This is a genomic window from Halopseudomonas sabulinigri, from assembly GCF_900105255.1.
Taxonomy (GTDB): Bacteria; Pseudomonadota; Gammaproteobacteria; order Pseudomonadales; family Pseudomonadaceae; genus Halopseudomonas; species Halopseudomonas sabulinigri.
The window spans coordinates 1909631-1934267 of sequence record NZ_LT629763.1; the positions used below are offsets into that span (position 1 = coordinate 1909631).

The 24637-nt window shown below is 61.1% G+C and carries 21 protein-coding genes and 1 riboswitch; of the genes, 15 read left to right on the forward strand and 6 right to left on the reverse strand.

Features of this window, described 5'->3' with window-relative positions:
• Nucleotides 1-38 precede the first annotated feature (38 nt).
• The gene (locus tag BLU26_RS08550) at nucleotides 39-1202 is read right to left on the reverse strand and encodes a type III PLP-dependent enzyme (RefSeq protein WP_092285715.1); all 1164 of its coding nucleotides are present in this window, start codon (nucleotides 1200-1202) and stop codon (nucleotides 39-41) included.
• A 473-nt stretch (nucleotides 1203-1675) separates the two neighbouring features.
• Here BLU26_RS08550 and BLU26_RS08555 point away from each other — a divergent pair, with 473 nt between their 5' ends.
• From BLU26_RS08555 to BLU26_RS08585, 7 genes are all read left to right on the forward strand, one after another.
• Nucleotides 1676-2503 carry a MotA/TolQ/ExbB proton channel family protein gene (locus BLU26_RS08555; protein WP_197674546.1) on the forward strand — a complete coding sequence of 276 codons (828 nt, stop codon included), beginning with the start codon at nucleotides 1676-1678 and terminating at the stop codon, nucleotides 2501-2503.
• Nucleotides 2493-2888, forward strand: coding sequence for an ExbD/TolR family protein (locus tag BLU26_RS08560; protein ID WP_157719335.1), 396 nt, complete (start codon nucleotides 2493-2495; stop codon nucleotides 2886-2888). Before BLU26_RS08555 ends, BLU26_RS08560 begins: the two co-directional genes overlap by 11 nt.
• Entirely contained in the window at nucleotides 2885-3313 is a 429-nt protein-coding gene (locus BLU26_RS08565; RefSeq protein ID WP_092285719.1) for an ExbD/TolR family protein, read from the forward strand. The genes BLU26_RS08560 and BLU26_RS08565 overlap by 4 nt, the downstream gene beginning before the upstream one ends.
• Nucleotides 3310-4056 (forward strand): energy transducer TonB, encoded by a 747-nt coding sequence (locus tag BLU26_RS08570; RefSeq protein ID WP_092285721.1) that lies wholly within the window; start codon nucleotides 3310-3312, stop codon nucleotides 4054-4056. Before BLU26_RS08565 ends, BLU26_RS08570 begins: the two co-directional genes overlap by 4 nt.
• Before the next feature lie 152 nt (nucleotides 4057-4208).
• Nucleotides 4209-6461, forward strand: a complete 2253-nt coding sequence (locus BLU26_RS08575) for a TonB-dependent receptor (protein WP_092285723.1) — start codon at nucleotides 4209-4211, stop codon at nucleotides 6459-6461.
• 70 nt (nucleotides 6462-6531) lie between these two features.
• Nucleotides 6532-7218 carry a Fe2+-dependent dioxygenase gene (locus BLU26_RS08580; RefSeq protein ID WP_092288421.1) on the forward strand — a complete coding sequence of 229 codons (687 nt, stop codon included), beginning with the start codon at nucleotides 6532-6534 and terminating at the stop codon, nucleotides 7216-7218.
• Nucleotides 7218-8333 carry an alpha-hydroxy acid oxidase gene (locus tag BLU26_RS08585; protein ID WP_092285725.1) on the forward strand — a complete coding sequence of 372 codons (1116 nt, stop codon included), beginning with the start codon at nucleotides 7218-7220 and terminating at the stop codon, nucleotides 8331-8333. The genes BLU26_RS08580 and BLU26_RS08585 overlap by 1 nt, the downstream gene beginning before the upstream one ends.
• Before the next feature lie 10 nt (nucleotides 8334-8343).
• Here BLU26_RS08585 and BLU26_RS08590 read toward each other — a convergent pair whose 3' ends face one another.
• The 5 genes from BLU26_RS08590 to BLU26_RS08610 all read right to left on the reverse strand — a co-directional run bounded on the left by BLU26_RS08590 (nucleotide 8344) and on the right by BLU26_RS08610 (nucleotide 13978).
• Nucleotides 8344-9174, reverse strand: a complete 831-nt coding sequence (locus BLU26_RS08590) for an ABC transporter ATP-binding protein (protein ID WP_092288422.1) — start codon at nucleotides 9172-9174, stop codon at nucleotides 8344-8346.
• Nucleotides 9175-9301: 127 nt separating this feature from the next.
• Complete coding sequence (locus BLU26_RS08595; protein ID WP_092285727.1) at nucleotides 9302-10321, reverse strand: ABC transporter permease; 1020 nt, start codon at nucleotides 10319-10321, stop codon at nucleotides 9302-9304.
• A 62-nt stretch (nucleotides 10322-10383) separates the two neighbouring features.
• Complete coding sequence (locus tag BLU26_RS08600; protein ID WP_092285729.1) at nucleotides 10384-11769, reverse strand: CmpA/NrtA family ABC transporter substrate-binding protein; 1386 nt, start codon at nucleotides 11767-11769, stop codon at nucleotides 10384-10386.
• A 37-nt stretch (nucleotides 11770-11806) separates the two neighbouring features.
• Entirely contained in the window at nucleotides 11807-13042 is a 1236-nt protein-coding gene (locus tag BLU26_RS08605) for an alginate export family protein (RefSeq protein ID WP_092285731.1), read from the reverse strand.
• Between the two features lie 336 nt (nucleotides 13043-13378).
• Entirely contained in the window at nucleotides 13379-13978 is a 600-nt protein-coding gene (locus BLU26_RS08610) for a hypothetical protein (protein WP_092285733.1), read from the reverse strand.
• 198 nt (nucleotides 13979-14176) lie between these two features.
• On the opposite strand from BLU26_RS08610, the gene BLU26_RS08615 reads away from it, so the two are divergent.
• The 8 genes from BLU26_RS08615 (at nucleotide 14177) to atzF (ending at nucleotide 24550) form a co-directional block, all read left to right on the forward strand.
• Nucleotides 14177-14590, forward strand: a complete 414-nt coding sequence (locus tag BLU26_RS08615) for a winged helix-turn-helix transcriptional regulator (RefSeq protein WP_157719336.1) — start codon at nucleotides 14177-14179, stop codon at nucleotides 14588-14590.
• 226 nt (nucleotides 14591-14816) lie between these two features.
• Nucleotides 14817-14918, forward strand: a riboswitch (guanidine-I (ykkC/yxkD leader).
• A gap of 53 nt (nucleotides 14919-14971) precedes the next feature.
• Nucleotides 14972-16000: a putative urea ABC transporter substrate-binding protein gene (locus BLU26_RS08620; RefSeq protein WP_092285737.1), complete on the forward strand. Its 1029-nt coding sequence runs from the start codon at nucleotides 14972-14974 to the stop codon at nucleotides 15998-16000.
• Between the two features lie 52 nt (nucleotides 16001-16052).
• On the forward strand, nucleotides 16053-16871 hold the full coding sequence (locus tag BLU26_RS08625) for an ABC transporter permease (protein WP_092285739.1): 819 nt from the start codon (nucleotides 16053-16055) through the stop codon (nucleotides 16869-16871).
• A complete protein-coding gene (locus tag BLU26_RS08630; protein ID WP_092285741.1) occupies nucleotides 16871-17653 on the forward strand; it encodes an ABC transporter ATP-binding protein in 783 nt (260 codons plus the stop codon). Before BLU26_RS08625 ends, BLU26_RS08630 begins: the two co-directional genes overlap by 1 nt.
• A 28-nt stretch (nucleotides 17654-17681) precedes the next feature.
• On the forward strand, nucleotides 17682-18398 hold the full coding sequence (locus BLU26_RS08635) for an urea amidolyase associated protein UAAP1 (protein WP_092285743.1): 717 nt from the start codon (nucleotides 17682-17684) through the stop codon (nucleotides 18396-18398).
• 11 nt (nucleotides 18399-18409) lie between these two features.
• Entirely contained in the window at nucleotides 18410-19051 is a 642-nt protein-coding gene (locus tag BLU26_RS08640; protein ID WP_092285745.1) for an urea amidolyase associated protein UAAP2, read from the forward strand.
• An 85-nt stretch (nucleotides 19052-19136) separates the two neighbouring features.
• Nucleotides 19137-22751 carry an urea carboxylase gene (gene uca / locus BLU26_RS08645; protein WP_092285747.1) on the forward strand — a complete coding sequence of 1205 codons (3615 nt, stop codon included), beginning with the start codon at nucleotides 19137-19139 and terminating at the stop codon, nucleotides 22749-22751.
• Entirely contained in the window at nucleotides 22748-24550 is a 1803-nt protein-coding gene (atzF, locus tag BLU26_RS08650; RefSeq protein ID WP_092285749.1) for an allophanate hydrolase, read from the forward strand. Before uca ends, atzF begins: the two co-directional genes overlap by 4 nt.
• The last annotated feature ends 87 nt before the right edge of the window (nucleotides 24551-24637 follow it).

The following is a 24637-nucleotide window of genomic DNA, read 5'->3' on the forward strand; positions in this document are numbered from 1 at the left end:
CTGCGCTCAACTTACCGCAGTTCGCAGGCTGAATCGTTCTAGACGTAAAACGCCTCCAACGGCGGAAAGCCGTTGAATTCAATCGCGCTGTAACTGGTGGTGTAGGCACCGGTCGAGAGCCAGTACATGCGGTCGCCGATGGCGAGGTTCAGCGGTAGGCCGTATTTGTAGTTCTCGTACATGATGTCGGCACTGTCGCAGGTCGGGCCGGCGATCACGGCTTCTTCCAGTTCGCCCTGTTTTTCGGTCCAGATCGGGAACTTGATGGATTCGTCCATGGTTTCGATGAGGCCGGAAAACTTGCCCACGTCGGTGTACACCCAGCGCTCCAGCGCGGTATGCGACTTGCGCGACACCAGCACCACTTCACTGACCAGAATACCGGCGTTGGCGATCAGTGAACGGCCAGGTTCCAAGATGATTTCCGGCAGTTCATCGCCAAAGTCTTCCTGCAGGAAGCGGGTGATTTCTTCCGCGTAGGTCTGCAGGGTGTTGGTTTTGGTCAGGTAGTTGGCCGGGAAGCCGCCGCCCATGTTGATCATCTTCAGGGTGATGTTGTCCTCATCTTTCAGACGCTCGAAGATCACCTTGACCTTGGCAATCGCGGCATCCCAGGCGCCGATATCGCGCTGCTGCGAGCCCACGTGGAAGGAAATGCCATAGGGCTCCAGGCCCAGCTCCTTGGCCAATACCAGCAGGTCCATGGCCATGTCGGTCTGACAGCCGAACTTGCGTGACAGCGGCCAATCGGCGGTGGTGGAGCCTTCGGTCAGAATGCGCACGTAGATCTTCGAGCCGGGTGCGGCCTTGGCGATATTGCGCAGGTCGGCCTCGGAATCGGTGGCATAGAGGCGCACACCTTTCTCATAAAAGGCGCGGATATGGCGTGCTTTCTTGATGGTGTTGCCAAAGCTGATCTGCTCGGGCTTGACGCCCAGCGCCATGACCTTTTCCAGCTCATAGATAGAGGCGATATCGAAGTTGGAACCCTTGTTCTTCAACAGCTCAAGCACTTCATTGGAGGGGTTGGCTTTCACCGCGTAGTAAACCTTGCCGAACGGGAAGCCCTGGACCAGTTCGTCGTAGGCACGATCGATGGTTTTCAGGTCTACCACCAGGAAGGGGGTTTCGTGCTGTTCGGCGCAGGCCTTGATGCGGCTGAAGGTCTCGCGGTCAAAATAATCATCAAGCTTGATAGACATGGCGTCGGCTCCAAAGCGTAAGTTCTGGTTGCGGACCGCGTGGGGGCAGGAAGATCAGATGCAGGGCAGACACACGTACCAATGCCCCTGCGAAGTGCAGAAACCATACGGCACGCTTTCCGACGGAAGCGACTCTGAACGCTGTTAGCCAACACACAACCCGGGGGTGCGAACGTCTGATCAGTATCCCCACTTTGGTTCGCCTACTTCCCAAGGCGTGCGCCGAAAGCAATAAGCCCGCCTGAAAACCGCGGTCTTGCTGTCTCGTCGTCAGTACTTGAGCCGTATGGATCGTGCCAGCCTCAACGTTCGGTGCGAACCATAAAACCAAGTGACCTTAGGGTCAATAGTAGGCAAAAAAATAGGACCTGTTAGTACAGACCAGTGGCGGGCGGCGCTGGTTCAATATAGGCATTGCCAATACAAATACGAACATCTATCATTCGCGCCTCAAATTTTATTCGGAGCACACCGTGAGCACTGAAGCCAACAGCACCGCCTCAGACGAAGCCGTCACCGCCGCCTCCAACGCTGATCCAGCCGCAACCACCGATGCGCTTAGCTCAGCGGCTCCCGTTACCGATCCGACGCAGCTGCCCGCGGAGCCGATGGTAAACGCCTTGCATGACAGTGCCGTGGCACCAACCTCCATGCTTGATACGGTCACCGGTTGGTTGGTGGTAGGCGGCCCGGTGGTATGGATTCTGTTGGCCATGTCGGTCGTCGCGTTGAGCATTCTGTTGATCAAGCTGTGGCAGTTCAACCTGCCGCGTCCCGAGGGCGGCCGTGCGGTAAACCGCAGCCTGTCGTTGTGGCATAAGGGCGATGCCGAGGGTGCCATCGCGCAACTGAACACCCGCCAGACCGTACCGGCCGTGCTGCTGCTGGCCATGCGCGGCATGCGCAATGGCACCGACCAGACACTGCTGCGCGAAGAGCTGCAGCGCGTGGGCAGCTACCGCCTGAATCAGCTCAAGTTGCTGTTGCGGCCACTGGAGGTGATCGCCAATCTGGCGCCGCTGCTGGGCTTGCTGGGTACCGTACTGGGCATGATCGAGGCCTTCCAGCAGATGGAGTCGGCCGGCAGCCGGGTTGACCCCTCGATTCTGTCCGGGGGTATCTGGCAGGCACTGCTGACCACCGCCGTGGGTCTGGCCGTGGCCATTCCGGTGGTGGCAATTCACAGCTGGCTGGAGCGCCGTGTTGAGCGCATCGCCGCCAGCCTGAATGATGCCGTCACCCAGGTGTTTACCCATCAGCCCAAGCCGCAGCACAGCGCGAAGGTGGCCAATGCAGCTTGAGGCCTTTCCGGGCAAAAAGCGCCGCGGCATCAGCCTGACACCGCTGATCGATGTGGTGTTCATTCTGTTGCTGTTTTTCATGTTGTCCTCCGACTTCATGCACTGGCGGCAGATCAGCCTGTCGTCGGCCAACGAAACCGAGAGCAAACCCGACACCGTCATGCTGATTCGCATCGAGAGCGACGCCGGCGAGCTGAGCCATGACGGCAAGCGCTACGCCCTGCAGGATCTACCGGCACTGCGCGCACTGGTCGCCGAAGACCCTGCGGCCGTCTACGCGGTCGAGGCGGTCGCTGGCGTGCGTACGCAGACGTTGGTCACTGTGCTGGACCGGCTGCACCAGGCAGGTGCCGACAAGGTGTCGATGACCGGAGTGCTGCCATGAACTTCAGCGGCCAGGAAGCACCGCGCAAGGACAATAGCGACGATCAACTGATCCCGCTGATCAACATCGTGTTTTTGATGCTGATCTTTTTCATGGTCGCCGGCCAGATCAGCGAGCAGGACAAGCAGTTCATCGCACCGCCCGAGTCGATCAGCGAAACACCGACCGACGCCGAAGCACCCCGCGTGCTGATAGATGCAGATGAGGTGCTCTGGCTGAACGATCAGGAAATTACCCTGGAAGCGCTCGAGGCGCCGCTGGTAGCTGCCTTCGAGCAAGCGGCCGACCCGGAAAGCTTCAGCATTGCCGTCAAGGCCGACGGCCAGGTGCCGGTGGAAACCCTGCAAGCGGTGATGCGCAGCATCAAGGCAGCCGGCTTTCGGCGCATTACCCTGCTGACGCAGCCCAGCGGTGAGGCATCATGATTCGTCCGCATCATTGGTTGATCGCGCTATTGGTTGCCCTTGCCGCGCACCTCCTCACCTTTGCCGTACTGGCGTACACCAAACCGGTCGGCGATGCCGCCGATCAAGGCGCCCAAGGCATCGAGATTGATCTGGGGATGCTGGGTGACCTGGGCGCAGCCCAGGAAACTGAGCAGCCGAAGGAAATCGCTCCACCCAAGCCCCAAGTCGCGCCGCCACCGCCACCGGAGCCGCCGCCTGCGCCCCCGCGCCAGCAAGCGGTGGCACAGGTGAAAACACCACCCAAGCCCAAACCCGAGCCGGTACGCGAGGCCGTACCAGAAGAGGTCAAGCAGGATGTCAGCGCGCCGACAGCGGTCGAAACCGGGCAAAGTAACACCGACACCAACGAGCTGAAACAATCGACCGGTACCGGTAACGCCACGACAGCGGGGGGTACCAGCAGCGCGACCAAGTCGTACTACTCGATGCTGGCGGCCAAACTCGCCCGCTACAAGCGCTACCCATCGGCATCACGCCGGCGCAACGAGCAAGGCACACCGGTTCTGTACTTCGTGGTGGGCCGCGACGGCTCGGTGAGCCAGGCCAGCATTCGCACCAGCTCAGGGTTTGAGCGCCTGGATCAGGCGGTGCTCGACATGCTCAAGCGTGCCACGCCCCTGCCCGAGTTCACTGACGATATGACCGAGCAACAGTTACCGATCACTATTCCGGTGGAGTTCAAGCTGACCGACCGCCGTTGAGGCGGTCCTGCAAATAACAAAGCCTGATAAGAAGAAACCGTCAATCGCGGTCCCGCCCACAGGCAAACCCGGCCCCTGACAGCTCCACCAGAGAGCGTGCAGCGGGAGCAGTCTGGGTAAGCCAGGGAACACAACCAGCTAGGAAAGAGAGCATGATCCAGACAAAACGTACTGCAGCCGCTGGCACCGTCAGCGCGGACCTTACCCTACGCAAGCACAGTGGCCATCGCGTCATGGCGACGTCACTGGCACTGGCCATCTCCGGTGCCATGGTCAGCCACCTGCACGCGGCTGAAGAAGAAGTTAACCTCGACACCCTGGTGATCGAAGACACCGGCATTCAGGCCGAAGCCAACCCCTATGCTGAGGAAGCCGCGCCCTACAAGGCCCGCGTGTTGTCTGACAGCCGCCACACCCGCGAGATTGCCGATACGCCGCAGACCATGACGGTGATCACCAAGAGCGCCATCGAAGACTCCGGCAAGACCGAACTGAAAGACATTCTGGCAGCACAGCCAGGTATTACCCTGGGCACCGGTGAAGGCGGCAACTCCTTCGGCGACCGCTACATCATCCGTGGCTACGAAGCACGTAGTGACATCTACACCGATGGCCTGCGCGACCCCGGCCTGATCACCCGCGAAACCTTTGCACTGGAACAGATCGAAATCGCCAAGGGCCCCAGCTCCACCTTTGCCGGCCGCGGCTCCACTGGCGGCGCGGTCAACAGCGTGACCAAGAAAGCCAATATCTGGGACGACTTCACCACGGTAGAAGGCGGCTTGGGCACAGATGCTTTCCAGCGTTACACCCTGGACACCAACAACGTGCTCTCCGATGAGCTGGCGATTCGCTTCAACGGTCTGTACACCGAAGCCGAAGTGCCCGACCGCGCGCCTGCCGAGAAGCGCCGCGAAGGCGCCCTGCTGTCCGGTGTGTACCAGCCGCTGGATGAGTTCAAGGTGCTGGCGGATTACTACTACGCTCGCAGCGACGATCGTACCGATCCTGGCACCTTCATGAACAATGGCAAGCCGGATGACGACGCCAAGTACGTTGGTCAGAGTGGGCTGGACTTTCAGGAGACTGGTGCTGACATCTTCACCCTGGGCTTTGAGTGGGAACTGGGCGACGGCGTCAAGCTGGAAAACAAAAGCCGTGTGGGCTCAACTGATAACAGCTACATCGTCACCGCGTACAGCTCGCGCAGCGGCGGAACCCGCAGCTTTGGCGGCTGGCAGGAAAACGATTACATCGGCAATCAAACCAACCTGACCATCGACAAGATGTGGGGCGATGTACGCCATACGGTCATCGTTGGCGGCGAGTATGCCAACGAGCAAACCGATGCCGGTGGCTATTCTGCCACACCAAGCAGTGTTGTAGTCGATCCCTACAACCCGGACAACAACGCCTGGAACGGCACCAAAACCCGCAGCGACAAACAGAGCGCGCTGGAGCTGGAAACCGTCTCGGCCTACGTAATGGATACCATCACGCTCAACGAAGACTGGGAAGTTTTTGGTGGCGCCCGCTATGATCGCTTCGATTACGCTTTGAACACCGAAGAGCGTACTGGCCGCGGCGGCGTGATCATTCCGGCAGCCACGTACGAATACGACGACGGTTTCTGGAACGGCCATCTGGGTGTCGTCTATTCGCCCTGGGAACACGGCAACGTTTATGTTAGCTGGAGTACCTCGTCCAATATCAACGGCGGCGAAGCCGACGCGGTCACCAACTGCGGCTACGGCGGCCTCTGTGTCGACGACGCGGGCAACTACGCCCAGGCGGAGCCGGAGCAGTCGACCAACTGGGAGCTGGGTACCAAGTGGAACCTGCTGGATCATCGCCTGCTGCTGACCGCTGCTGTGTTTCAGACTACCAAGGATGACGTCATCGAAGGCGGCAACGACTCTTACCAGACCGGCGGCAGCCTGAACACTGGCAAGAACCGCGTACACGGCGTCGAGCTGGGTCTCTCCGGCAACATTACCGACAAGCTGAGCGGCCAGGTAGGCGCAGCCTTGATGGACTCCGAAACACTGGAGTCCTACAACGAGGAAAACGAAGGCCGGCCTAAAGCCAACTTCGCCGAGAAAAGTGCCAATGCCCAACTGCGCTACCAGCTGACTCCCGCCTTTGCGTTTGGCGGCACCATGACCTACTCCAGCGAAATGTTTGGCGGCCAGCCCGACGAAGGCGCCAGCGGTAACATCAAACTGGACGGTTACACCGTGTACGACCTGTTCGCCAGCTATCGCTTCAACGAGCAGTTCGATCTCCGTGCGAATGTGCAGAACATCTTCGATGAGGATTACTACACCGCGGTTTACCGTGGCGGCAGTATCGTCTACAAGGGTGATGCCCGTAACGCTCAGCTGACGGCACGCTACAAGTTCTAAGCGCACATCAGGCTGAAACCAGCGGCGGCGAGGACAACTTCGCCGCCGCTCTATTGTCAGGGGAATGAATGTGATTATTCCGATTGCAGGCGTATTCAGCGCCGAGGATGTCGGCAAGATCCGCAGCCATCTGGACAACTGCGCCGACTGGCAGGACGGCAACGCCACGGCCGGAGGCCAGGCCCGTCAGGTCAAGCAGAACCAGCAACTGCCGCTGGACAGCAAACTGGCGCAGCAGTTGGGCGACATCATTCTCAACACCCTCTCGCAACACCCCACTTTCATCTCGGCGGGCCTGCCGCTGAGACTCTTTCCGCCGATGTTCAATCGTTACCGCAGCGGCGAAACCTACGGGCTGCACGTGGACAACGCGATTCGCTATGTGCCCGGCAACCCCAACCCGATTCGCACTGACCTGTCGGCCACCCTGTTTCTCTGCGACCCGCAGGAGTACGAGGGCGGCGAACTGGTCATTGAAGACAACTACGGCGCCCAGCGCGTGAAGCTCAACGCCGGTGACCTGGTGCTCTACCCGTCTACCAGCCTGCACAGCGTCACCCCGGTGACCACTGGGGCAAGAACCTGTGCGGTGTTCTGGTTGCAGAGCATGGTGCGCAACAATCAGCAGCGCGAGACCCTGTTCGAGCTGGATCAAAGCGTACAGGCGCTGACCAGCGAACTGGGCGCCCACCACGACGAGGTGGTGCGGCTGTCCGGCATCTATCACAACCTGATTCGTCAATGGGCGGATACCTGATGTCTGCACCCGAGACCCCGCGTGCGCCGCTGAGCGCCATCCCCGCCGATCTGGTCAGCGTGGCCGATTATGCGCGCTACGCCCCGGCATTTATCCCACACCCGGTAATGGAATACATCGCCGGCGGCGGCGCTGATGAACTCAGCCTGAAGCGCAATCGGAACGCGCTGGATGCATTGCAGATACTGCCGCGCGCCCTGGTCGACTGCACCGCCGGCGGCACCCACACTCAGGTACTGGGTGAGCGGCTGCGCCACCCGGTGCTGCTGGCTCCGGTGGCTTTTCAGACTCTGGTCCATCCCGAAGGTGAGCTGGCCACGGCCGAGGCGGCCAGCGTGCTGGAAACCGGCATGGTCGCCAGCACCCTGTCGAGTGTCAGCCTGGAGGCCATCGCCGCGCGCTGTAGCGCGCCAAAGTGGTTCCAGCTGTACATGCAGCAAAGCCGCGACTTTACCCTGCAATTGGTACGCCGCGCCGAGGCGGCCGGTTATACCCAGCTGATGGTGACGGTAGACGCCCCCTTGCACGGCATCCGCAACCGCGCGCAGCGCGCGGGTTACGTGTTGCCGCCCGGCGTGGAAGCGGTCAATCTGAAGGACCGTCCGCCGCTGCCCAGCGCCAGCTTCGAGCCCAGTCAAAGCATCGTATTTCAGGGCATGATGAGTGAAGTACCCGCCTGGGATGACATCGCCTGGCTACTGCAGCAAACCCGCTTGCCGATTACCCTCAAGGGCCTGCTGCATCCGGCCGACGTGCAGCGCGCACAGGACATGGGGCTGGCCGGCGCGGTGATCTCCAACCACGGCGGCCGCACGCTCGACTGCGTGCCCAGTCCGATCGAGATGCTGCCGCAAATCCGCCAGCGTGTCGGTCAGGACTTTTGCCTGCTGCTGGACGGTGCCATCGAACGCGGCACCGATGTGTTCAAGGCCCTGGCCCTGGGGGCAGACGCCGTGCTGCTCGGCCGGCCCCAGCTTTATGCGCTGGCGGTGGCCGGCAAGCTGGGTGTGGCACACATGCTGCGTATCCTGCGCGAAGAGCTGGAAGTCACCATGGCGTTGGCCGGTACCCCGACCATCGCCGATATCACCCCAGAGGCACTGCTGCCTCGCTAGGTGGCTTGCCTCATACCCCTTCCGGACGACGCTGCCGCTCATAAAGAAAGGTCAACACCTCGGAGCGCAACTGGTTGTAGCGCGCGTCACTGGCCAGCGCCAGACGGTCACGCGGGCGCGGCAGATCCACTTCCAGCACTTCACCGACGGTAGCCGAGGGGCCGTTGGTCATCATCACGATCTTGTCGGACAGCAATACGGCTTCGTCCACATCGTGGGTCACCATGATCACGGTGTTGTTCAGATCACTCTGAATCTCCATGACCGAGTCCTGCAAGTGCGCGCGGGTCAAGGCGTCCAGGGCGCCGAAGGGCTCATCCATGAGCAGTACAGAGGGCTCCATTGCCAACGCCCGCGCGATCCCTACCCGTTGCTTCATCCCGCCGGAAATCTCGGCCGGATACTTGTGAATGGCGTGATCCATGTGCACCAGTTTGAGGTTGTGCTCAATCCATTCACGCATCTCTTGCTTGCTTTTCTTGCCCTTGAACACGGTTTTCACCGCCAGTTCAACGTTCTGATAGCAGGTCAGCCAAGGCAGCAAGGCGTGGTTCTGAAACACCACGGCGCGCTCAGGCCCCGGTTCGTTGACCTCGCGGCCATTGAGAATCGCGCCGCCTTCGGTGGCCTGCGCCAGCCCGGCTACGATGTTCATCACCGTGGATTTGCCGCACCCGGAGTGACCGATTATCGACACGAACTCGCCCTTGGCGATTTTCAGGTTGACGTTGTTGAGCGCCCGGAATGGCCCCTTGCGCGTGGGGAAGTCGATGGACACCCCGGACAACTCCAGAAAACAGCGGCCCTTGTTAACACCGGTGCTGTCCTGCTGCTCGCCCATTTCGGTCATGTTGTCTGCCACTTTCGGTTCACGTTTCAGCATCTGTACGACGGACATGGTTGTCACCTCGTTCTGGTTGGCGCAGCGGGTCGCTGCGCGCTGACTGAGAAATATGTGCAGGGCTGCTTCAGCTGCCTGCCGGTTTCTGGTGCGACAGCAACGCCTGCAGCGTGGTCATCAGCCAGTCGAGCAAAAAACCGATGATGCCGATGGTGATTACCGCGACCATGATGCGGCCCAGGGAGTCGGAGCTGCCGTTCTGGAACTCATCCCAGACAAACTTGCCCAGCCCCGGATTCTGCGCCAGCATCTCGGCGGCAATCAGCACCATCCAGCCCACCCCGAGCGACAGACGCAGGCCGGTGAAGATCATCGGCAGCGCTGCTGGAATGGCGATCTTGAACACTTGGGTGGCCCAGTTCAGGCGGATGACCCGGCCGACGTTGATCCAGTCCTTGTCGATGGACGCGACGGCCACGGCGGTATTGATCAAAGTCGGCCACAGCGAGCACAGGGTTACGGTCACGGCCGAGGTAATAAAGGATTTCTGAAACAACGGGTCGTCGCTGATGTAGACGGCACTGACCACCATGGTCACGATCGGCAGCCAGGCCAGCGGTGAGACCGGTTTGAATATCTGTACCAGCGGGCTGATGGCGCCGTACAGCTTGGGGCTCAGGCCGCAAGCTACGCCCAAGGGAATGGCGATAAAGCTCGCCAACAGAAACCCGGTAAACACGGTGACCAGGCTGGTGCCAATCTGATCAATGAAGGTCGGCTTGCCGGTATAGTCGCGCCACTTGATCTCGGCGTCCGCGTTAGCGGCCAGTTTTTTGGCGTTGCGCTCTTCCTGCCGCGCATAAAACGCATCGGCCTTCTCGCGTTGCTGCAGATGTTCGTCATACAGGTTGGTCGCCTGATGCCAGACGGCGACCGGGCCAGGCAGTACGCCCAGGCTGGTTTTCACCTGCGCCGCGCCGGCTGACCATAGGGCCAGAAACACCAGCAGCGCGATCAGCGGCAACCCTACCTTGTTGAACAGATCGGCAGCCTGCTCGCGCACATCTTCGCCTTTGCACAGTTTGACCATGGGCACCATCCAGGACAGCCCGGCCGTCTCCATGTAACCAATCAGTTTGTTGCTCATGCGGTCACCTCCATAGGTTGGGCGCGTGGGATGGCGGCGCTGTGCGCCGCCGGCTTCCCGGTTCAGATCTTGTCGTCACCTTTGAGGCCAATCTCGAACTGCTGCAGATAGGCGTTGGGTTTGCTGCCGTCGTAGGTCACCTTGTCGATGAACTCGGACTGCGGCGGCTTGAAGCCGGTCTCGTTGGCAAAGTCCGGGAAGGCCGAGGCCGGAATCTTGCCTTCGCTGATCAGCTCCTTGGCGGCCACTGCGTAGATATCCGGGCGATAAACCTTTTTCGCGATGTCCATGTACCAGCTGTCTGGCTGGGCTTCGCCAATCTGACCCCAGCGGCGCATCTGCGTCAGGTACCAGATGGCATCGGAGTAGTAGGGGTAGGTGGCGTTGTAACGGAAGAACACGTTGAAGTCGGGCACTGAACGCTTGTCGCCCTTTTCATACTCGAAGGTGCCGGTCATGGAGTTGGCAATCACCTCGGCATCAGCACCGACGTAAGCTGATTGCGAGAGGATTTTCACCGCTTCGCCGCGATTGGCGTTGTTGTCGGCATCCAGCCACTCCGCGGCACGAATCAGCGCCTTGACCACTGCAATGTGGGTATTGGGATTTTCGTCCGCCCACTGCTGGCTGACGCCGAAGACTTTCTCCGGGTTGTTCTTCCAGATTTCATAATCGGTGATGACCGGCACGCCAATGCCCTTGAATACCGCCTGCTGGTTCCAAGGCTCGCCCACGCAATAACCGGAAATGGTGCCGGCTTCCAGGGTCGCTGGCATCTGCGGCGGTGGCGTGACCGAGAGCAGTGCATCGGCATTGATCTGGCCCGAGGTATCACCCTTGGCCGGCGCGTAGTAACCGGGGTTGATGCCGCCCGCCGCCAACCAGTAACGCAACTCGTAGTTGTGCGTGGAGACCGGGAATACCATGCCCATGTTGAACGGCTTGCCGGCCGCCTTGTACTGCTCGATTACCGGCTTGAGCGCAGCGGCGCTGATCGGGTGTTGCGGCTTGCCGTCGGCGTCCAGCGGGATGTGCTTTTTCATTTCTTCCCAGACCGCATTGGACACGGTAATGCCGTTACCGTTGAGGTCCATCGAGAAGGCAGTGATCACGTCCGCCTGGGTACCAAAGCCGATGGTGGCACCCAGCGGCTGACCGGCCAGCATGTGCGCGCCATCCAGCTCACCGTCAATCACGCGGTCGAGCAGCACTTTCCAGTTGGCCTGAGCCTCGAGGGTCACATAGAGACCTTCGTCTTCAAAGAAGCCCTTTTCGTAGGCGATGGCCAGCGGCGCCATATCGGTCAGCTTGATAAAACCGAACTTGAGTTCTTCCTTCTCCAGATCCTCGACAGCCTGGGCACTGTGCAGTGGCAGCAGGCTACCAACCACGAGCGCGACCGCCAACGACAGGCCAGCACCAAAGGTCTTGCGGGTAAATTGCTTCATGGGACATCTCCGTTCGCAGTGTGAAAAGTCAGTCGGCTTAGAAGGCAACCTGTGCCATCAGCCAGAGTTTGTCGGTCTCGGCGAAGAGTTCGTCCTCTTCGTAGCGCGCATACTTGGCCAGTAGCGTCACGTCACCGAATTTTTTCGCCGCCAGCAGATCCAGCTCCTGCCCGTAATGGGCGCTGCCCTCGTCGGCGGAAAAGTCGTGGTAAACCGCCTGCAGCTTGACGCCGAACAGGCTGCCCGAGAGCTGCACATAAAGGTCTTCAAGGCCGTCAGCCGGGGTGGCGAGGAACTTGTCAGCCCAGCCATTGAAAGCGTGGCCGGTGGCGTAGGGCGTCTGAAACGCTGAGTCGTCAGCACCGAGCAATTCATAGCCGCCCAGCAACTGCACGCCGCTGACGTTGATGCCCAGCTCGGCCAATTGGTAATCGGCGCCGATATTTTCACCGTCGGCGTAATCACTCTGGCGGGCGTACTCCAGCGCGTAAACCAGGTTGCTGCTTTCGCCCAGCGCCGGCTCACCGGTCAGGCGCAGTCCCAGGGTTTTGTTGGAGCCGGCCGGGGTGTCGTTGAAATCGAGAAAGTAACCGTAGCCGGTAATCTTGACCCAATCGAAACCGGCGTAGGACAGGTTGACCAGATGGGTGTCGGTGTCGATATCGCCCTTGGGCGAGTCTTCACCAAAGATGCGGTTGACGTTGTAGATGTAGGCATAGTTGAGCGTGGTATCGCTCAGGCTGGTGTTGTTGACGGTAAAACCGTCAAAGGTCTGCTCGTTCTGGCGCCAGCCGACGTTGCCGATAAAACGCGCGTTGTCGTAGATGATGCGCTGGCGACCAAACTTGAGGCCGGTATCCGGGACGCCGGCATAGCTCAGGTAGGCCTGATTGACCTCGGTCCCCTCCGGGTCTGCCACTACGGCGTAGTCGGTATGAGCGCTGGGCAGCCCGGTGGCGTCGTTATACTTGCCGCCGCCGATCTCGGTCACATCATCAAATTCGACAAAGGCGCCAAAGCCTTTGTAAGGCGCGGTGGCAAAGTTGAGACGGGTGCGCAGCGTTGAAGCGTTGGCCTCCTTGCTCACATCATTCTGATCGACGTACTCGTAGCGGTAACGCAGATCCAGTCCGACCTTCCCCTCGGTCACGGCTTCTTTCAGCGATTGCGCTTGCGTTACGTCCTGCGCCAGCACAGCGGGACTGAAGGCCACCAAAGAGGCGGCCAATACGCTGGCGGTGTTGATAGTCCTGAATCCGTTTTGCTTGATCATGAGCACCCTTTCCTGAAAAACGCGCACAAAAAAAGGCGTCCACGAACATAGCTGTTGAGAACAGGTATGTTGGTGGACGCCTTTGCCCGAAAATTCTGTAGTTGATTCTGTCGTGTCTGGCGCCGCGCCCAGTCATTGAGCGCTGCGTCACAGAGGATTTAGCAAGGCGCGTGCCATAGATTTCAAACTATTGTTTTCAAAAGAAATAGGCATGGATCACGAATCCCGTGACCGAGGTTCACTGCAATAGTCCAGTGCAGACCGTGCGGTCATCGCACTGCAGCTGTGCAGTGGCAAGCCAAATCAACCAGCTGCTTGCCGAGTATCGGCAAGGCCTTATCGGGATGCCTTGCTACGCCAGGCGGCAATCGCCCAGGTGAAGATCAGGACACTGGCCAGGATCGCGAAGATCAGTAGCAGCGGACGCGGAAACTCGTTTCCGCTACTCACCACCCGCACATTCAGCTGCGTCGCAGCCTGGCGATCAGGCAGCGCTTGGCTATATGCCTGATCCAGCACCACCTCCATGAAATCCCGTCGGCTGCGATACCGCACAACACTGATGAACTCCCAGGGCTGCACTGCGCTGGGAGACGCAACCGGCATGGAAAATACCGGATAGCCGCCCTTTTTCAGCCAGAGAGGCAACATTGCCCTACTGAAGCGAGCCAGCGCCTGCTCGCCGCTGTCGGGGTTCAGCTGAAACAGATTAACCACGTGAACCGGCTTGCCGTCGTCAGCTCTCATAAATGTGGCCACATCCAGCCCCTGCAGAAAGTCGCGTGTTGTAGGGGGCAGCTCATCAACACGCTGCATATAACTATTGACCTCCGCTTCGGTTAACGGCGAACCGCCACTTCTATACCAGAGCGCTGTAATCAACATGAGCAATGCGGCTATCACGGCAACGATGAACACCGGGCGAGTGAACGGCATGGGTGCAGACTCCTGAGGGGGAAAACGCCAACTTGCGCTCACTAACTTGCATTTTGCAAGTACTTTTTATCGAGCTAATCTGCGGGCAGATGTAGGCGCTGCTGGCTCGCAAGCCAGCCAGCCAGCCAGCCAGCAATTTTGGTAGTGAATAGGCCGATGCTAGTATCTCTATTGCTGATAAATCGAGGTAACCTGCAGATGCCGGAAGAGTTTCCCTGTCGCACCCACTGCCCCATCAATTTCGCCCTGGAATCTTTCGGCGACAAATGGACGCTGCTGATTATTCGCGATCTGATGTTCAAGGCAAAGCAGTCGTTTGGGGACTTCCTCTCCTCCGATGAGAAAATCTCGACCAATATTCTTGCTGACCGCTTGCGGCGCCTTGAACAGCTGGGCATCGTCAGCAAGGCGACAAGTGAGAAGAATCGCTCTAAATCGATATATTCGTTGACCCAGAAAGGCCGCGACCTCCTGCCAATCATGCTGGAAATCACGCGCTGGAGCGGTAAGCACGACCCACAGACCCATGCGCCGGACGCACTGTTACAGCGTCTTGAAGCAGATACCCCTAGCGTGATCACACAGATTACGGCGGGCTGGGACGCAAGCTGATTTCAGTAGCTGCCAACGGCTCGCGAGCCACGCAACGAGATTGCACCAAAAACACCCAGCAAGCGCATGACGCACCAAAACATGGCATAACGTCATCTCGCCCCCGCCCCCATATTGCTGCACAGCCCCGTTAAAGCGGGCACCAGCGCCTAGCAGATTTTCTGGTCTGCTATTTGCTTTAGTAAATGCGTTCGCACTCCTCAAAGCAGTTGCAACACACAATTTGCAAATAGAGCGCTAGGGTTCCGGCTGATCTGCTCAGTGACTGGTCCGAGAGCACTCGACCTTTCAGTCAAAGGTTACACGGCGGGACAAAAGCCCGGGAGACGATTGGCATCACAGCCAGGAGTGCTCCGCGTGTCACTGAATGAGAGGTTCAAGATGAAAAAGATTTCCGCACTGGTTTTATCCCTTCTGCTTTCCTCCACCGCCCAGGCGCAAGACAGCTTCAAGGTCTGCTGGTCGATATATGTGGGCTGGATGCCCTGGGCCTACGGCGCCGAAAGCGGCATCGTGAAGAAGTGGGCCGACAAGTACGACATCGATATTGAGGTCGTGCAGATCAACGACTACATCGAATCCATCAATCAGTACACCGCCGGCCAGTTCGACGCCTGCACCATGACCAACATGGACGCCCTGACCATCCCCGCCGCCGGTGGCGTCGACAGCACCGCGCTGATCGTCGGCGACTTCTCCAACGGCAACGACGGCATCGTGCTCAAGGGCAAACAGCAGCTGGCTGACATCAAGGGGCAGAACGTCAATTTGGTGGAACTCAGCGTCTCCCACTATCTGCTGGCCCGCGCCCTGGAATCGGTCGATATGAAAGAAGCCGATGTGCAGGTGGTGAACACTTCCGATGCTGACCTGGTGGCCGCTTACGGCACCGCAGATGTGACAGCGGTAACCACCTGGAACCCGCTGCTGAACGAAATCGCCAGCCAGCCCGACAGCCACAAGGTGTTCGACTCCTCCCGGATTCCCGGTGAAATCATCGACCTGCTGGTGATCAATACCGATACCCTCAACGCCCATCCTGAGCTGGGTAAGGCGCTGACTGGAGCCTGGTACGAAATCATGGCGAAGATGCAGGCTGACGAAGCGGTGCGCACTTATCTGGCCGAAGCCTCAGGTACCGATCTGGTCGGATATCAGGCGCAGCTCGACAGCACCGAGATGTTCTATACCCCGCAACAGGCACTGGCGCTGACCCAGGACGCTGCACTGAAAACCACCATGCAATACGTCGCTGATTTCTCCTTCGATCACGGCCTGCTCGGTGAGGGCGCGCCGGACGCCGGGTTTGTCGGCATCAGCACGCCGGCCGGTGTGCTCGGCGACCCCAACAACATCAAGCTGCGCTTTGACCCCAGCTACATGCAGTTAGCAGCTGACGGTCAGTTGTAACCCGGACTCTTGAATCCACCGGGGGTCTTGGCCCCCGCCGCAAGGAAACACCATGAAGCGACTGATCAACCTGTCTCCCACGCCAGCCACCCGGCTGTTTATCGGGCTGCTGCCGTTCGTGCTGTTGCTGCTGGTGTATATAGTGGCGTCCGATGCGCGGTTGGAGGCCAACCCCAACGACAAGCTGCTGCCGGCCTTCAGCCAGATGGGCGATGCGATCGACCGTATGGCGCTGGAGCCCAGCAAGCGCACCGGCGAATACCTGTTCTGGGTAGACACCGCCAACAGCCTCAAGCGCCTGGCCATGGGTGTGGCCATCGCCGCCTCCATCGGCCTGGCGGTGGGCCTGCTGACCGGCGCGCTGCCGCTGATCAACGCCAGCATGAGCCCCTTGCTGACGGTGGTCTCGCTGATTCCGCCGCTGGCCATTCTGCCGGTGCTGTTTATCGTCTTCGGGCTGGGTGAGCTGTCCAAGGTGATGCTGATCGCGCTGGGTATCACGCCCTTTATTGCCCGCGACCTGCAACGCCGCACCCAGGAAATTCCCAGCGAACAACTGGTCAAGGCGCAGACTCTCGGCGCCAACACCAGCCAGATCATCGTCCGCGTACTGTTGCCGCAACTGATGCCCAAGCTGATCGACGCGGTGCGTCTTTCGCTCGGCGCTGGCTGGCTGTTTCTGATTGCCGCCGAGGCCATCGCCTCTACCGACGGCCTGGGTTACCGCATTTTTCTGGTGCGCCGCTATATGTCGATGGACGTGATTCTGCCTTACGTGGCCTGGATTACCTTGCTGGCGTTTCTGTTCGACTGGCTGCTGGCCACTCTGAGTCGTCGCCTGTTCCCCTGGAACGTGCAAGGAGGCCACTGATGATTGAAGTCAAGAACGTCGGCAAGCGCTACGACGACAACGTGGTGCTGGAACGCCTGAACATCAACGTAAAGGAAGGCGAGTTCGTCACCCTGGTGGGCGCCTCCGGTTGCGGCAAGAGTACCTTTCTGAAAATGCTGCTGGGCACCGAATCACCCAGCAGCGGCGAGCTGCTGCTCGACGGCAAGCCGATTGCCGACGAGCCCGGCCCGGATCGCGGCATCGTCTTTCAGCAGTATTCGGTCTTCCCGCACATGACTGTGCTGGAGAACGTGATGGCGGCGGTCGGCTTTGCCCAGCGCGGCTTGAGCGGCTACCTGTTCGGTAGCAAGCGCAAGCAGGCTCGCACGGAGGCCGAAGGCATCCTGCAGGAAGTCGGCCTTGGTCAGGCGCTGAAAAAGTACCCACACGAGCTGTCCGGCGGCATGAAGCAGCGGTTGGCGATTGCCCAGGCACTGCTCGGCAAGCCGCGCATTCTGCTACTCGACGAGCCCTTTGGTGCGCTCGACCCGGGCATTCGTGCCGACATGCACGAACTGGTACTGCGCCTGTGGCAAGAGCACAAGCTGACCATCTTCATGGTCACTCACGACATCAAGGAAGGCTTTCATCTGGGTACCCGCCTGTGGGTGTTCGACAAGCTGCGCCACGACCCGCACGCGCCGCAAGCCTTTGGCGCCACCATTACCTACGACCTGCCGATCGACAGCAGCGCCCGACAACCGGCGGCGCGCACCACCGCTGAAACCATTGAGCCACTGCTGGCCGACAACGCCAGCTGACCGCTACCCAGTTACGGAGATACCGGCAATGAGCATCACGCACTACAGCACTGAAATCCCCGGCGCCAGCCACTGGTCCCTGCGCGTACGCGCCGGCACCCTGATGCGCCTCACCGACCTCGGCGGCGGCGCCAACGTCGGCATGCTGTTCTACAACCCCGACAATCTGCTGGAACGCTACAACGCACCCGACACCCTGAAAGGCCAGCACACCTTCAAGCTGACCCAGGGCAACTGCCTGTACTCCGACATGGGCCGCGTGTTCGCCTCGATCGTCGAAGACCAGCTTGGCTGGCACGAAACCGTGTGCGGCAACAGCAACGCCGCGCAAGTGGCTGAGCGCTGGGGTGCACGCGACTACCAGGAGGCGCGCAACGACTGGCATCAGAACGGTTACGACGCCTTTCTGGTCGAGCTGGCCAAATACGGGCTGGGCCGCGCCGACATGGCCGCCAACTTGAACCTGTTCAGCAAGGTCGCTACCGACAAGGCCGGCAATCTGCAGCTGGTGGAGGGCCACAGCGCCGCCGGCAGCCAGGTCGCCCTGCGCTTCGAGATGGACACCCTGGTACTGCTGCACACCTGCCCGCATCCGCTCAATCAGGCCAAGGCCTACCCTTACACACCCGTGCAGATTGAACTGAGCCAGGCCGCAGCGGTGGACGATGACGATTATTGCCGCAACTTCCGCCCGGAAAACCAGCGCGGCTTCATGAACAACGCCCTGTACCACCTGGGCAAGTAAGCGAGGACACCATGATCAAGACCAGCTCACGCCAACCCGAGACGGCCTCGCAACGCACCACCATCGGCGCCGGCGATTACTACATCGGCATCGTCAAGGCAGGGCAGACCCTGCGCCTGCTGGACCTGGAAGGCAATCAGGCCGCCGACACCCTGTTCTTCAGCGCCGCCAACCCGGTCGAGCGCTACAGCGTGACCGACACCATCCGCGAGCAGGGCAATGTTTACCTGACCGCCGGTTCGGTGATTCGCTCGAATGAAAACAACCCCATGCTGGAGATCGTCGCCGATACCTGCGGCCGCCACGACACCCTCGGCGGTGCCTGCGCCAGCGAAAGCAATACCATCCGCTACGATCTGGAGAAGCGCTGCATGCATTCGTGCCGCGACAGCTGGATGCTCGCCGTGGCGGAAAACCCGGAGTACGGCATCAGCAAGCGCGACATTACCCACAACATCAATTTCTTCATGAACGTGCCGGTCACCGCAGACGGTGGCCTGACCTTTGAAGACGGCATCTCCGGCGCCGGCAAGTACGTTGAGCTGACCGCGCTGATGGACGTCGTGGTATTGATTTCCAACTGTCCGCAGCTGAACAACCCCTGCAACGGCTACAACCCGACACCAGTCGAGTTGCTGGTCTGGGACAACTGATCCGCTGAGCGCCACCCATTCACCCGCTTCAGTGGACGACCACTGTCGTATCCAGGCTTGGGACGACCCGGCAAAGGCTAGAGTGATGTTCAACAAAGTATTGATCGCCAACCGTGGCGCCATTGCCACCCGCATCATCCGCACCCTGCGCAAGCTCGGCGTCGGCTCCGTCGCCGTCTATGCCGAGTGCGACGCCGAAAGTCTGCACGTCAGACTGGCCGATGAGGCCTATAGCCTCGGCGAAGGCGCCGCTGCCGATACCTACCTGCAGGTCGACAAGCTGCTGGCCATTGCCGCCGAAACCGGCGCCCAGGCCATCCACCCCGGTTACGGCTTCCTCAGCGAGAACGCCAATTTTGTGCGCCGCTGCGAGGCCGCCGGGATCGCCTTTGTCGGCCCGACGCCCGAGCAGATGCTGGAATTTGGCCTCAAACACCGCGCCCGCGAACTGGCCGAACAGGCCGGCGTGCCGCTGCTGCCCGGCACCGATCTGCTGACCGACCTGGCCGCCGCACAAAGCGCGGCCGAGCGCATTGGTTATCCGGTGATGCTCAAGAGCACCGCCGGCGGTGGCGGTATCGGCATGCAGCTGTGCCACAGTCTGGAAGAACTCAACGGCGCCTTCGACAGCGTCAAGCGTCTGGGCGCCAGCAACTTTGCCGACGACGGCGTGTTTCTGGAAAAATTCATCGCCCGCGCCCGCCACATTGAGGTACAGATGTTCGGCGATGGCGCCGGCAAGGCACTTGCCCTGGGCGAACGGGACTGCTCCAGCCAGCGCCGCAACCAGAAGGTGGTCGAGGAATGCCCGGCGCCCAACCTGACCGATGCCGTGCGTGCCGAGCTGCACAGCACCGCCGAGAAGCTGCTGTGCTGCATCGGCTACCGCAACGCCGGCACGGTAGAGTTCATCTACGACGCCGACAGCCATGAGTTCTACTTTCTGGAGGTCAATACCCGCCTGCAGGTCGAACACGGCGTTACCGAAGAGGTCTACGGCGTGGACCTGGTCGAGTGGATGCTGCGCCTGGCCGCCGGCGATGCCCTGGACCTGGATGCACAGCGCACATCGCTCAAGCCCCAGGGCCACGCCATTCAGGTACGCCTGTACGCCGAAGACCCGTTCCGCGACTTTCAGCCCTGCGCAGGCCTGCTGAGCGAAGTGGCCTTCCCCTCCGGTGACGGCATCCGCATCGACCACTGGATCGAATCCGGGCTGGAAGTACCGCCCTATTTCGACCCCATGCTGGCCAAGGTCATCGTGCATGCGGCAGACCGCGACGCGGCGCTGAGCAAACTGCAGAACACCCTCGACGCCACCCGCCTGTACGGCAGCGAAACCAACCTCGACTACCTGTGCGCGTTGACCCGCGACCCGGCGCTGCTGGCTGGTGAAGTCACCACCCGCTACCTCAACAGCTTCCGCTTCCAGCCGGCGCGCATCGACGTACTGGCTGGCGGCACCCAGACCACCATTCAGGACTTTCCGGGCCGCACCGGCAGCTGGGATGTCGGCGTGCCGCCGTCCGGGCCGTTCGACAGCTACGCCTTCCGCCTTGGCAACCGCCTGCTGAACAACCCGGCGGATGCAGCGGGATTGGAAATCACCCTGCAAGGCCCGACCCTGCGTTTTGCCAGCGCCAGCCAGATCGTGCTGAGTGGCGCCGCGATTGACGCCAAACTGGATGAGCAACCGATTGCCGCTTGGCAGGTCATCGACGTCGCCGCTGGCCAAACCCTGACCCTTGGCCGCATCAAGGAAGCCGGTGCTCGTGCCTATCTGGCGGTGCTCGGCGGCCTGCAATGCCCGGACTATCTGGGCTCCAAATCGACCTTCACCCTCGGTCAGTTCGGCGGCCACAACGGCCGCGCGCTGCGCACCGGTGACGTGTTGCACCTGAGCGCCGCGGTCAGCATGGTCGCGGCGGCAGAGGTACCGAGCGAGCTGCGCCCGGCGATCAGCAACCAGTGGGAGCTGCGGGTAATCTACGGCCCGCACGGCGCGCCGGACTTCTTTACCGGCAAGGACATCGACAGCTTCTTCGCCACCGACTGGGAAATCCACTACAACTCCAGCCGTACCGGCGTGCGTCTCATAGGTCCGAAACCGGAATGGGCGCGTGAAGACGGCGGCGAAGCCGGTCTGCACCCGTCCAACATTCACGACAACGCCTACGCCTTCGGCACCGTCGACTTCACCGGAGACATGCCGGTGATCCTCGGCCCGGACGGCCCGTCGCTCGGTGGCTTCGTCTGCCCGGCCACCGTGATCACCGCCGACCTGTGGAAGCTCGGCCAGCTGCGTGCCGGCGACAAAGTGCGCTTTGTACCGGTCAGCATCGAGCAGGCGGTCGCGCTTGAGGCGGCGCAGATTCAGCAGATCGACGCACTGGCCGCCACTCCGGTCGAATGGCAGCCGGTGGCGGTCGACAGCCCGATCCTCAAGCGCCTGCCAGCCGAGCAGTTCGGTGACGAGATCGTCTACCGCGCCGCTGGCGACCACTTCCTGCTGGTCGAGTACGGCGAGCAGATGCTCGATATCCGCCTGCGCTTCCGCGCCCACGCGCTGATGCAGTGGCTGCAGCAAAACCCGGTGGCCGGTCTGCGTGAACTGACCCCGGGCATCCGCTCACTGCAGGTGCATTTCGACAGCCAGCAGCTGTCGCACAGCGCGCTGCTCGAGCATCTGCTCAAGGCCGAGCAGGCACTGTCTGAACGCCTCAATGAACTGGCGGTACCGTCGCGCATCGTGCACATCCCGCTGTCGTGGGACGACGAAGCCTGCCAGCTGGCGATCGAAAAATACACGCAGTCGGTGCGCAAGAATGCGCCCTGGTGCCCGAGCAACCTGGAGTTCATCCGCCGCATTAACGGGCTGGACAGCATCGATGACGTCAAGAAGGTGCTGTTCGAGGCATCCTATCTGGTCATGGGCCTCGGCGACGTCTACCTCGGCGCGCCGGTGGCCACGCCGACCGACCCGCGCCACCGCCTGGTGACCACCAAGTACAACCCGGCGCGCACCTGGACCGCCGAAAACTCCGTCGGTATCGGCGGCTCCTACCTGTGTGTGTACGGCATGGAAGGGCCCGGCGGTTATCAGTTCGTTGGCCGTACCCTGCAGATGTGGAACCGCTACCGCCAGACCCGCGAGTTCAGCAAGCCGTGGCTGCTGCGCTTCTTCGACCAGATCCGCTTTTATGAGGTCAGCCACGAGGAGCTGCAGCAGATTCGCCGCGACTTCCCGCAGGGCCGCTATCCGCTGCGCATCGAGGAAAGCCAGTTCAGCCTGGCCGAGCACGAAGCCTTCATCAGCGACAACGCCGACGACATCGACGCCTTCAAGCAACAGCGCAACGCCGCCTTCGCCGAAGAGCTGCGCCAGTGGCACGCCAACGGCCAGTTCAACTTCGAGAGCGAGGAGCTGGAAAGCGCCGCCGACGACATCAGCTGGCCAGAGGACAGCGTGGGCGTAGACAGTCCCGTGTCTGGCAGCCTGTGGCAGGCCGAGGTCAAGGTCGGCGATCAGGTCAAGGCGGGGCAAACCCTGTTAATCCTCGAATCCATGAAGATGGAAATCCCCTTACAGGCGCCATGCGATGGCGTCGTTACCCACGTATTGCAGCAGGCCGGTGGCCGCGTACAGGCCGGCCAACCGCTGGTGGTATTGCGAGACGCCGCGCAGGAGAACAACGCATGACCATCGATATGAGCATCAGCGGCCTGAAACAGGCCTACGCCAATGGCAGTCTGACCCCCGCCCAGCTGCTGACCAGTATCCGCGAACAGGCCGCCGCCCTGGCTGACCACTACATCTGGATTCATCTGCTCAGTGAAGCCGAGCAGCAGCCCTACCTCACCGCACTGGCAGGAAAAGACCCGGCCACCACGCCGCTGTGGGGCGTGCCCTTTGCCATCAAGGACAATATCGATCTGGCCGGCATCCCCACCACCAACGGCTGTGCGGCGTTTGCCTATACGCCGAGCGAGTCATCGCAGGTGGTGCAGCAGTTGATCGACGCCGGCGCCCTGCCGGTCGGCAAGACCAATCTCGATCAGTTTGCCACCGGGCTGAACGGCACCCGCTCGCCGCACGGCGCCTGCCACAACGCCTTCGACTTCGATTACATCAGCGGCGGCTCCAGTGCCGGTTCGGCGGTCTCGGTGGCCAAGGGGCTGGCCAGCTTCAGCCTGGGCACCGATACCGCCGGCTCCGGCCGGGTACCGGCGTGCTTCAACAACCTGGTTGGCTTGAAGCCCACGCGCGGTCTGCTGTCGGCCAGCGGCCTGGTGCCGGCCTGCCGCAGTCTGGACTGCATCAGCATCTTTGCCCTGAACAGCGACGATGCCAACAGCGTGCTGGCCTGTGCCGAGGGCTTTGATCCGCGCGACGGCTACAGCCGCGCCAATCCGTTCGACAACCAGCCCCGTCACTACGGCCTGCGCAGCGGTCCGCTGAAAATCGGCGTGTTGCCGGCCGAGCAGTTGCAGTTCTTTGGTGATGAGCAATACGCCGCCGCTTACGCCACCACCCTTGAACAGCTGCGCGGTGACGACATTGAGCTGATCAGCATAGATTACACCCCATTCAACGAAGCCGCGCTGCTGCTCTATGAAGGCCCCTGGGTAACCGAGCGCTATCTGGCTGCGCAGCCGCTGATCGACGACAATCCCGAGGCTATCTTCCCGGTGGTACGCGAGATCATCGCCCCCGGTGGCAAGCCACCGGCCACCGCGCTATTCAAGGCGCAGTACCGGCTGGAAGAGCTGAAACAGGCCTGTCACGAGCAACTGGCCGGACTCGATTGCCTGCTGACGCCCACCGCGGGGCGCCTGTTCACCATCGCCGAGATGCTCGACGAACCCGTGCTGCGCAACAGCCAGCTGGGCTATTACACCAACTATATGAACCTGGTCGACATGACCTCAATCGCGGTGCCTACCGCCTTCACCCAGGCCGGGCTGCCCTTTGGCGTCACCCTGGTTGGCCCGGCGTTCAGTGACCGCGCGCTGCTGTCGATTGCCAACCGTGTACAGCAGCGCCTGCCATTGCCAGCAGGCAGCAGCCAGCTGCCGCAACCGGCGCTGAACAACCAGGCAGTCGGCGCGCGCGACTGTATTGATGTGCTGGTCTGCGGCGCGCACTTGGATGGCCTGCCGCTGAATTGGCAGTTGCGCGAGCGCGGTGCGGTACTTAAACGCCACACGCAGACCGCACCGCACTACTTGATGTACGCGCTGGCCGGTGGCCCGCCGTTCCGCCCAGGGCTAATTCGCGACGAAGACGCCGGCGTCGCCATTGAGGTGGAGATCTGGTCCATCCCCAGCAGCGAGTTCGGTAGCTTTGTCGCCGGCATACCCGCACCGCTGGGTATCGGCAAGGTCCAGATCGCCGATGGCAGCTGGGTCTGCGGCTTCATCTGTGAGCCCTACGGACTCGCAGGCAGCAGCGATATTTCCGCGCTGGGCGGCTGGCGGGCCTATATGGCACAGCGCTGACCAAAAGCGCCGCAAGGCGGCGAAAAACGCAGGGCGAGACTTTTCCGCATACAGCACATAAGATAGCCAGTGACCATGTAGTCAATC